General features: G+C 27.2%; 10 protein-coding genes. 9 read left to right on the forward strand and 1 reads right to left on the reverse strand.

From position 1 onward, the window contains the following. Positions 1-12: 12 nt before the first annotated feature. From ACUN06_RS02540 to rpsA, 3 genes are all read left to right on the forward strand, one after another. Positions 13-918, forward strand: a complete 906-nt coding sequence (locus ACUN06_RS02540) for an exonuclease domain-containing protein (RefSeq protein WP_449390048.1) — start codon at positions 13-15, stop codon at positions 916-918. A gap of 106 nt (positions 919-1,024) precedes the next feature. After that, the gene (locus tag ACUN06_RS02545) at positions 1,025-1,444 is read left to right on the forward strand and encodes a CBS domain-containing protein (protein WP_294162538.1); all 420 of its coding nucleotides are present in this window, start codon (positions 1,025-1,027) and stop codon (positions 1,442-1,444) included. Positions 1,445-1,982: 538 nt separating this feature from the next. Further along, positions 1,983-3,128, forward strand: a complete 1,146-nt coding sequence (gene rpsA / locus ACUN06_RS02550; protein ID WP_449390049.1) for a 30S ribosomal protein S1 — start codon at positions 1,983-1,985, stop codon at positions 3,126-3,128. Between the two features lie 100 nt (positions 3,129-3,228). Here rpsA and pyk read toward each other — a convergent pair whose 3' ends face one another. Continuing rightward, the gene (gene pyk / locus ACUN06_RS02555) at positions 3,229-4,647 is read right to left on the reverse strand and encodes a pyruvate kinase (RefSeq protein WP_294398226.1); all 1,419 of its coding nucleotides are present in this window, start codon (positions 4,645-4,647) and stop codon (positions 3,229-3,231) included. A gap of 105 nt (positions 4,648-4,752) precedes the next feature. On the opposite strand from pyk, the gene ACUN06_RS02560 reads away from it, so the two are divergent. From ACUN06_RS02560 to mreC, 6 genes are all read left to right on the forward strand, one after another. Further along, on the forward strand, positions 4,753-6,204 hold the full coding sequence (locus tag ACUN06_RS02560) for an aminoacyl-histidine dipeptidase (protein WP_294398233.1): 1,452 nt from the start codon (positions 4,753-4,755) through the stop codon (positions 6,202-6,204). A 210-nt stretch (positions 6,205-6,414) separates the two neighbouring features. Continuing rightward, complete coding sequence (locus ACUN06_RS02565) at positions 6,415-7,176, forward strand: SPOR domain-containing protein (RefSeq protein WP_449390050.1); 762 nt, start codon at positions 6,415-6,417, stop codon at positions 7,174-7,176. A gap of 288 nt (positions 7,177-7,464) precedes the next feature. Continuing rightward, positions 7,465-8,031: a Maf-like protein gene (locus ACUN06_RS02570; protein ID WP_449390051.1), complete on the forward strand. Its 567-nt coding sequence runs from the start codon at positions 7,465-7,467 to the stop codon at positions 8,029-8,031. Positions 8,032-8,072: 41 nt separating this feature from the next. After that, entirely contained in the window at positions 8,073-8,762 is a 690-nt protein-coding gene (radC, locus tag ACUN06_RS02575) for a RadC family protein (protein ID WP_291730875.1), read from the forward strand. A gap of 17 nt (positions 8,763-8,779) precedes the next feature. Next, the gene (locus tag ACUN06_RS02580; protein WP_291730877.1) at positions 8,780-9,799 is read left to right on the forward strand and encodes a rod shape-determining protein; all 1,020 of its coding nucleotides are present in this window, start codon (positions 8,780-8,782) and stop codon (positions 9,797-9,799) included. After that, positions 9,799-10,641 (forward strand): rod shape-determining protein MreC, encoded by an 843-nt coding sequence (mreC, locus tag ACUN06_RS02585; protein WP_449390052.1) that lies wholly within the window; start codon positions 9,799-9,801, stop codon positions 10,639-10,641. The genes ACUN06_RS02580 and mreC overlap by 1 nt, the downstream gene beginning before the upstream one ends.

Raw genomic sequence — 10,641 nt, forward strand, 5'->3', positions numbered from 1 at the left:
GGGGGGATAAGGGTGGCTTTTATAATAATTGATTTAGAATTTAATAATTTAAGCGGAATACATAAATGTATACCAAATGTTTATACTGATAATCCAAATTTAAAAAATTTAGAGTTAGATAATGAAATAATAGAAATAGGTGCTGTAAAATTAGATTCTCATATGCAACCATGTGAGGAGTTAAAGGTATATATAAAACCATCAGTTATTCCTATAATTAATCCTAAGATTTTAGATATTACTAAAATTAATATTAAGGATTTAGAAAATGGTGTAGGATTCATTGAAGGATTAAATAAGCTTAAGGATATGGTTCAAGAAGGAGATATTATTTGTTCTTGGGCAAAAGATGATATTGCAGAAATAATAAGAAATGCAAATTACTATGGATATGATGATTTAATCTGGATAGATAATTATTTAGATATCCAAGAATATGTAACTAAGATATTAGGATATAGAAAATCATTAAGTTTAAAAAATGCACTTAAGTCACTAAAGATAAGGGTTAATGAGGAGTTATTACATGATGCATTAAATGATTGTATTTATACAGCACATGTATTTAAAAATGTATATAATTCGAGAGCTGTAAAAAATTATATAGTAGAAGATATTTATAAGATGCCAGCTTTGGAAGTAAGAGCATTAGAAGGAATAGAATTAGATTATGAAAAAATAAATCAAATGTGTCCTAAATGCCAAAGAAAAATGGAAGTAGATTATCCTTTTAGGATAATGGGATGGAGATTTATTTCACTTGGAACATGTTCTAAATGTAATAGTCGAATTTTAGATGAGCTTATTGTAAAAAAGAGTTTATGTGGGGAAGAAATATATAAAGAAGTAGCTACAGTTATTGATGAATATGATTATCTAAGATATGAAAATAAACTTAAAAATAAGATTTATAATTAGTGTAAATTAAATTAAGAATTTATTAAAGTTTTAAGTCTATATAACATTTGTATTTTAAATATGATAAAATATAAGAGAAAAATGATTTAAGGAAGGTAAATGAGATATGAATATTGCATTTCTTTTAACTCCTAAAAGCGAAGTTATTTATGAATATATAGATGCAACAATGAGACAAGTAATTGAAAGAATGGAACATCATGGATACACAGCAATACCACTAATAGACAAGCATGGAAAGTATGTTGGAACCTTAACAGAAGGTGATTTATTATGGAAGTTAAAGAATACAGAAAATCTTAATTTTAAAAATACAGAAAATGTTAAAGTAAGTGATATAGGTATAAGAATAAAGCACAAGAGTGTTTCAATCAATGCAGATGTTGAAAGTATTATTAGATTAGCAACAACTCAAAATTTTGTACCTGTAGTTGATGATGAAGGTATTTTTATTGGAATAATAAAGAGAAGTGACATAATAAATTATTGTTATAATGCAATTAAGAAAGAAAAGAAATTTTTATAATAATATAAAAAGGCTACTTAATTTTATAACGGGTTTACTTCAGAGGTACAAATTTAATTTTTGAATTTATTTTAACATTAGTTTTAACACAACAAAAAAGTATGCTATTAGATATAAATAACATACTTTTTTGTAACGTTCTCTATCTTTATTGCCACATTCATATAATAAAGTTAAGTATCATTGTATTGATGTAAGCGGGGTTCTTTATTTTTTTATTAGTTTTTACCTATGTTTTTACAATCATTTTTTCAAGTAAAATAAAATTATTATATATGTATTTTTGTTATGTTAAAACCTTTGTAAAAATAAGTTTAAATATAACTGAAATGGTAAATAAATGATTTAGATAAGCAGAAAATTAATAGTACAAAAACTTATGATTTTTATACTATTAAATAATTGTAATTTTAAATTTTGCACCATTGAAGTAAACTTGTTATTAATTTTAAGTAGCTTTTTTATTGTTTTACTTGTATAAAATTTACTGTTGACTTAAAATTAAATATGAAATGTTTTTACAAAGGAGTGATTATTTATGTCAGTTGAATTAAATGAAAATTCAATGGGGGATCTTTTAAAGGATTTTGATGTAAAGAAAATTAATTCAGGAGATATATTAAAGGGCCAAATTATAGATGTTAATGATAAGGAAGCTACAGTTAATATTAATTATGCTTTTGATGGTGTAATATCTAAGGAGGAATTAGCTGTTGGAGATGTTTCTCCAGCTGATGTTGTTAAACCAGGAGATATATTAGATGTATACGTTATTTCTCCAAATGATGGGGAAGGATATGTTCAGCTTTCTAGATTAAGAGCACTTCAAATAACAGAAAAAGAAGATTTAAAGAAAGCATTTGAAAATAATGAAACTATAAAGGTTGTTGTTAAGGAAGAGGTAAAAGGTGGATTAGTTGCTTATTATGGATCTATAAGAGTATTTATTCCAGCTTCTTTAGCTTCAAGAGAAAGAATAGATATTAAGACTTTATTAGGAAAAGAAATTGAAGTAAGATTAACAGAGTTAGATTTAAGAAATAGAAAAGTTGTTGCTTCAAGAAGAGTGTTAGAAGAAGAGCAATATAATGCAAAGAAAAAAGAACTTTGGAAAAATATTAAAAGTGGAGAAAAAAGAGAAGGTACAGTTAAAAAAATAATAAAAGCTGGTGCAATCGTAGATATTGGTGGAATTACTGGATTAATTCACATTAATGATTTAGCTTGGGAAAGAGTTAAAAGAGTTGAAGATATAGTTAATGTAGGCGATAAGGTTACAGTGTTTGTTGGAGATGTAAATGCTGAACAAGAAAGAGTTTCATTAATATTAAAAGACGTAGATAAGGAGCCTTGGAAAGTTCATTCAGATAACATAAAATCAGGAGATATAATAGAAGGAAAAGTTGTTAAGTTTATGTCTTTTGGAGCTTTTATAGAATTATTCCCTGGTGTTGAAGGATTGGTTCATATAAATGAAATAACTGATGAAAATATAGCTAAACCATCTGATGTATTAGAAATTGGACAAATGGTAAAAGTTAAGGTTCTTGATGTTAATAAAGAAAATAAAAGAATTGCTTTAAGTATAAAAGATGCAGTTGAAAGATCAAATGAATACTTACAATATAATGATAATGATGAAGATGTTACATTAGGTGATTTATTTAAGGGATTATTTGATTAATTTTAAGTAAAAAATAACATAAGTATTTTTTATTAATGATAAGGATGTAGTAAGATTTGTGGAAAAACAAATCTACTACATCTTTTTAATTAAAAATAATTTAAATTTTTTCTATTTTAAGCATATTTGTTCCACCAGTATAATTTGTTGGCATTCCAGCAGCAATAATAATATCATCGCCTTTATTTGCTAAGTTCATTTTTGTAACGATTTTTTTTGATTCGTTTAAAATATCATCAGTATTTGCAAATTCTTGGCATAATACAGGATAAACACCAAAATTTAAGCTTAATCCACGCAATACTTCTTCATGTGGTGTTATTGCTACAATAGGACATTTAGGTTTATACTTAGAAACAAGTTTAGCTGTAGAACCAGAATTAGTTGCAGCAACAATTGCTTTGGCATTAAGTACATTAGAGGTTCTACATGTAGAATAACTAATAGCTTCTGCAAAATCATACATTGCAGGTTCTTTTAAGCATTGATTTAAATAATTATAATCTAAGTGAAGCTCAGTTTCTTTAGCTATTTTAGACATAGTTTTGGCTGCTTCTATTGGATATTGCCCACTGGCACTTTCACCACTTAACATAATTGCATCAGTACCATCAAAAATAGCATTACAAATATCGCAAGCTTCGGCTCTTGTAGGTAATGAATTTCTTATCATGGAATCAAGCATTTGAGTTGCTGTAATTACAATTTTTCCAGATTCATTACATTTTCTTATTATTTTCTTTTGAATAATAGGCACTTTTTCAATAGGAATTTCAACGCCCATATCACCTCTAGCAACCATTATTCCATCAGCTTCTTGTAAAATGGAATCAATATTATTTACACCTTCTTGATTTTCAATTTTAGCTATTATTTGGATGTTATTACCATTATGGGAATTGAGAATTTCTCTTACTTCTTTTATATCTGATGATTTTCTAATAAATGATGCAGCAACAAAATCTACACCCATTTTACATCCAAATATTAAATCACATTTATCTTTATCAGTTACAGAAGGAAGATTGATGCTTACATTAGGTACATTTACCCCCTTATGATTTTTAATAATTCCATCATTTAATACTTTACAAATTATATCACTACGATTTATATCTATAATCTTAAAAGCAATTAATCCATCATCAACTAGTATTGTTCCACCTATATGAACATCTTTATAAAGCTCTGAATAAGAAATAGAACATTCTTTATTATTTCCTAAAATTTCTTTATTGCATTTAAAGATGAAGTTTTGCCCTTCCTTTAATTCAACTCCATCATTTATAAAATTATGAGTTCTTATTTTAGGGCCTTTAATATCTAACATTATTGCTGTTGGAGTATTAAGTTTAGTTCTAATTTTTTTTATTAAGTTTATTTTTTCTTTATGAGCTTCTTGTGTTCCATGAGAAAAATTTAATCTAGCCACATTCATGCCAATTTGAATAAATTGTGTTAAAACCTCTTCGCTATCACTTGATGGGCCAATAGTAAAAATCATTTTTGTTTTTTGCATAAAAACACCTCACTTTATTAAAAATAAAATTGTTCTATATGGATTATGTTATACTAATTGATATATAATTATTTTAACATAATTAAACAGTAAGGAGACTATAAAATGAATATTTTACAAAATTTAGAACCAAAAGCAGTTTTTAAGTATTTTGAAGAAATTTCAAATATTCCAAGAGGATCAGGAAATGAAGAAGCAATAAGTAATTATTTATTAAACTTTGGTAAAAGCTTAGGGCTTGAAAGCATTCAAGATGATGCATTAAATATTATTATAAAAAAGCCAGCAACTAAAGGTTATGAAAATGCACCAATAGTAATAATTCAAGGTCATATGGATATGGTGTGTGAAAAAAATAAGGAAATAGAACATGATTTTGAAAAAGATCCATTAAAATTAAGAATAGTAGATGATTATATATATGCAACGGATACAACATTAGGCGCTGATAATGGAATTGCAGTAGCATATGCTATGGCTATATTAGCTTCAAATGATATTCCACATCCAGCAATAGAAGTTTTATTAACTACTGATGAAGAAACAGGAATGTCTGGGGCAATGGCAATAAATAATGAGCACTTAAAAGGAAAGATATTAATAAATCTTGATAATGAAGAAGAGGGATATCTTTTAGTTAGTTGTGCAGGAGGAGTAAGAAGTAAAGCTACTTTAGAAGTAAATACTCAAGATATAAATAATAAAAAATTAATAAAAATTAATATATCAGGACTAAAGGGTGGTCATTCTGGTATGGATATAATTAAAGAAAGAGGAAATTCAAATAAGATTTTAGGAAGAGTACTTAAGGGATTATTAAGAGAAGTTAAATACAATCTTGTTACTTTAAGTGGGGGTTCTAAAAACAATGCAATTCCTAGAGAAGCAGAAGCGATAATTTCTGTTAATGAAAATGATGAAAATACAGTTATAGAAGTGATAAATAATTGGAATGATATTATACAAAATGAATTAAGAGCACAAGATCCAGGAGTAAAAATTGAAGGGATTTTAATTAATAGTGATGAAAATAAAGAATTTACTGATGAATGCACTCAAAAAGTTGTAGATTTATTATATATATATCCAAATGGAATTAATACAAAGAGTACAGAAATTGAAGGATTAGTAGAAAGTTCAACTAATCTAGGAATAGTAAGTGAAAAAAATAATGTTGTTGAATTTGATTCAGCAATTAGAAGCTCAATTCCATCATTAAAGGAAGAAATAGTTTTAAGAAGCAAAACTATAGTAGAGCTTTTAGGTGGAAAATTTGAAACTACATCAGATTATCCTGGATGGGAATATAATCCTGATTCAAAAATAAGAGAAATATGCCAAAAGGTACATAAGGAAATGTATGGAGAAGAAGCAAAAATTGTAGCTATTCATGCTGGAGTTGAATGTGGATTATTTAATGAAAGACTTGGAAACTTAGATATGATAAGCTTTGGACCAAATCTTTATGATGTTCATACACCAGATGAGCATATGAGTATTTCATCTGTTAAAAATTGTTATGAATATTTATTAGAAATATTAAAATCAATAAAATAATATTATTATAGGCGAAGGTATGAAAAAATTATCCTGTATAAGAATAAAGGATAAATGTTTATATATCTTCGTCTTTTATATATTTATATTAAATAAAAAGTGATTATGGATAAATTATAAAAGTTATTTTGTCATGTATATATAAACAAAATAAAGAATATATTGTAATATAATAAATTAAGTAAAGTTAGAGAAGAGGTGGATGAGAAAGTGAGGTATACAAGATATAACTATAAGAAAAATAAAAAAAATACAGGTCTTTTAAAAACAGTATTATCATTTTTAACTATGAGTGTATTTGTTGTAATTGTTGGAGTGATGCTTGCAAATATAATTATTCATTTTTTACCATTAAATGATGCTGATAAAAGTCAAGCAAGCTCTAGTAATGTAGAGCAGGGGAAAGATACAGTTAGTGAGGTAGTTTCTAATAATGCGGAAAGTAATCAAGGTGCTGAAAATGCTGTACAAGGAAATATTAATACAAATTTTATGGCAATACAATGTGGTTATTTTGCAAATGAGGGCTATGCTAAAGAAGCATATAATAAAGTTGCAAATGACTATGGAGCGTTTATATATAATGATGCAGATAAATTTAAAGTTTTAGCAGGAGTATATACTTCTGAAGAGGGGCAAGCAATAATGGATAAGTTAACTGCTAATGGTATAGAATGTGCAAAGGTATCATTTGATTTAAATGCAAGAGATAAAATTCAAAGTCAAATTGCTGGAATTTTTGATGGCTATTTAAATATATTAGATACTGCTTTTAATGGAAATGTAAAGTTTGTAGATACATCGGATTTTAAAATTTGGGTTAAAAATCTTGAAAATATAAGTGAAGGTGATAAAAGTGATGTGTTGACTGAATTAAAAAATCATGTTAGTGACATGGCTACAGAAATAAAAAAAGAAGATGTTGCAGGAGAAATGCAGTATTTATATGCTATTTTATTAAAAATTAATTAAGATTTAATTAATTAAAAAAAATAATGATGTCAGACATGAAAATTTATGAAAATAATATATAGATATTTAAGGAAATATAGATAATATTCTACAAAAAATTCATATATAAAAAGAGGAAAATGCTTGTTTGAACATCTATTAAGTGATAAACTATATTAGAAAAAAGGTAGATGGCAAGTATTTTACCTCTTTTTTTATTATGTTTTAAATTAAATTTTAAAGGTCGGGTGTAAGACTGGTATTTAATTGGCAATAATAAATAATAAATAACTGTAGGGTGTGATATGTTTGAAATTTATATTAGCATCTGCTTCAGAGCGTAGAAAAGATTTATTATCTAGGATAGTAAGTAATTTTGAAGTTAAGATTAGTAATTTTGATGAAGAGAAAGTAGAAGTTAGTACTAATATTGAAAATTATGTTAAGACACTAGCTGAAGGAAAAGCTAAAGATGTAGCATTAAATTGTGATAATGATTCTATAATAATAGGAGCAGATACAATTGTTGTTATAGGCGATAATATCTTAGGAAAACCAAAGGATAAAAATCATGCATTTGAAATGCTTAAATTATTAAGTAATAATGTGCATAGAGTTTATTCTGGAGTTGCAGTTATTAATAATCAAAAGAATATAGTGAAAAGTGAATGTCTTTATACAGAAGTTTATTTTTCAGAGATTTCTGATGATGAAATATGGAGATACATAGAAAGTGGTGAATGTTTAGATAAAGCAGGATCCTACGGAATTCAAGGATATGGTGGCGTGTTTGCTGAAAAAATAAATGGATGTTACTATAATGTAGTTGGATTACCATTAAATTTATTGAATAAGATGATAAAGAACGTTTTATAATTTAGGGGGAATGGGTATATTATTACTTATAAGGAGTATATATGAAAAATAATATTCGAGTAAATGATATACCATTAAATGAAAGGCCGATAGAAAAGTTACTTCAATTTGGGGTAAATACTTTATCTCATGATGAACTTTTAGCCATAGTATTAAGAACAGGTACAAAGGGAGAAAATGTAATAGAATTAAGCAAAAGATTGCTTTGGGAACTAAATGGATTAGACGGACTTTTAGACGTAAGTTATGAAGAAGTAAGTAAAATTAAAGGTATTAAAAAAGTAAAGGCTTGTCAAATAATTGCCATTATGGAAATAGTTAATAGGGTTAGAACATTAAAATCTCAAAATAAAGAAATTAAAATTTCATCACCAAGAGATGTTTCTGCATTATTAATTAATGAAATGGCTAATTTAAATCAAGAGGTATTTAAGCTTATATTATTAAATACAAAAAATATAGTTATAAGCACGAAAGACATATTTAAAGGAACATTGAATTCATCAGTAGTTCATCCAAGAGAAGTTTTTAAAGAAGCAGTTCAAAGAGGAAGTGCAAATATAATAGTTTGCCACAATCATCCTTCTGGAGATCCTAATCCAAGTAAAGAAGATATTAATATTACTATTAGATTAAAAGAATGTGGAAGGATTATGGGGATTGAATTGTTAGACCATATCATAATTGGTAATAATAAATATGTTAGTTTAAAAGAAAAAGGAATTATATAATCGAAAGGGGAATTCATATGGGATTTTTCAGTAGCAATAAAGACATGGGAATAGATTTAGGAACAGCTAATACATTAGTATTTGTAAAGGGAAAAGGAATAGTATTAAGTGAACCATCAGTTGTAGCAATAAATAGTAATACAAGAAAACCATTAGCAGTTGGTCAAGAAGCAAAACTTATGATTGGTAGAACACCAGGAAATATAGTAGCAATAAGACCACTTAAAGATGGGGTAATTGCAGATTTTGAAGTAGCACAAACTATGTTAAAAAAATTAATTGAAAAAGTAACAAGTAAAAGTGCATTTACAAGTCCAAGAATTATAGTATGTTATCCTTCAGGAGTAACAGAAGTAGAAAGAAGAGCTATAGAAGAAGCTGCTAAATTTGCTGGAGCTAGAGATGTAGTTTTAATGGAAGAACCAATGGCAGCTGCAATTGGAGCAGGGCTTCCAGTTGGAGAACCAACAGGTAGTATGATTGTTGATATTGGTGGAGGAACTACTGAAGTTGCAATAATTTCTTTAGGTGGAATTGTAACAAGCAAATCATTAAGAGTTGCTGGTGATGAATTAGATCAAGCAATAATAGCTTATGTAAAAAAAGAGTTCAGCTTAATGATAGGTGAGAGAACTGCTGAACAAATTAAAATGGAATTAGGTTCAGCTTATAAAATTGATGAAGAAAATGCATCAATGGATATTAAAGGAAGAGATATGATAACAGGTCTTCCAAAGATAGTAACAATAACAGAATCTCAAATAAGAGAAGCTTTAAAGGAACCAGTTTATGCAATTATTGAGTCTATTAAAACAACATTAGAAAAGACTCCACCAGAATTATCTGCAGATATAATGGAAAAAGGAATAATGTTAGCTGGAGGGGGAGCTTTATTAAAGGGACTAGATAAGTTAATAAACCACGAAACAAATATGCCTGTTCATATTGCTGAAACACCATTAGATTGTGTTGTTTTAGGAGCAGGAAAAGCACTAGATAATTTTGATGAATTAAGCAAAACTCAAAGGGGTCAATAATGAAACCATTTAAAAACAAACTGGCAGTAACTATAGTGGTACTGTCAGTTGCCTTTTTGGGGATAATTACTTTTAGTATAAAGAGCAATTCAACGATTATATCTAGTGGCGTTGGTGGTGTTATTAGTCCATTACAAAAAATAGTTTATGTTGTAAATGAAAAGGTAAAAGAATCATTTGAATTTTTTATTAATTTTTCTAATGTGAAAAAAGAAAATGAGGAACTTTCAGCTAAAAATGCAGAACTTGAAAATAAATTAGTAGAGTATAATAGAATGAAAGAGGAGAATACAAGATTAAGAGAAATATTTAATTATGCACAAGCTAATACAAATTATGATTATTTAGGATGTAATATAATTGGTTATAGCGGTGGAAATATTTCTAATGGATATATAATTGATAAGGGACTTAATCATGGAGTTGAAAAAGATATGGTTGTAATCACTTCAGTAGGATTAGTAGGAAAGGTTACAAAGGCTTCATCAAATTTTTCAATAGTTCAAACAATATTAAATGAAAATATTGCAGTAGCAGCTATGGTTGAAAGTACTAATGAAACAACGGGAATATTACAAGGAATTAATGATAATAAAAATAAAAATTTAACGCAATTATCCAATATTCCTATGGATTCAGCAATTAAAGAAGGGGATATAATATTAACTTCAGGTTTAGGTAGCATGTATCCTAAGGGAATTAGAATAGGGGAGGTAACTTCTGTAGAAGTTGATAATGTTGGAATTATGAAAAAGGCAGTAGTAAAGCCCTATGTAGATTTTAATAAACTTCAAGAATTATTTGTTATAGTTCCAAAGGAAAAGGTTGATATTGGAGAATAA

Source organism: Clostridium sp. ETTB3, from assembly GCF_053571985.1.

Bases quoted from the DNA above. Each gene is read 5' to 3' on its own strand.
- ACUN06_RS02580 (WP_291730877.1), top strand. From the start codon at position 8,780: ATGGGATTTTTCAGTAGCAATAAAGACATGGGAATAGATTTAGGAACA.
- pyk (WP_294398226.1), bottom strand. From the start codon at position 4,647: ATGCAAAAAACAAAAATGATTTTTACTATTGGCCCATCAAGTGATAGC.
- mreC (WP_449390052.1), top strand. From the start codon at position 9,799: ATGAAACCATTTAAAAACAAACTGGCAGTAACTATAGTGGTACTGTCA.
- rpsA (WP_449390049.1), top strand. From the start codon at position 1,983: ATGTCAGTTGAATTAAATGAAAATTCAATGGGGGATCTTTTAAAGGAT.
- ACUN06_RS02545 (WP_294162538.1), top strand. From the start codon at position 1,025: ATGAATATTGCATTTCTTTTAACTCCTAAAAGCGAAGTTATTTATGAA.
- radC (WP_291730875.1), top strand. From the start codon at position 8,073: ATGAAAAATAATATTCGAGTAAATGATATACCATTAAATGAAAGGCCG.
- ACUN06_RS02560 (WP_294398233.1), top strand. From the start codon at position 4,753: ATGAATATTTTACAAAATTTAGAACCAAAAGCAGTTTTTAAGTATTTT.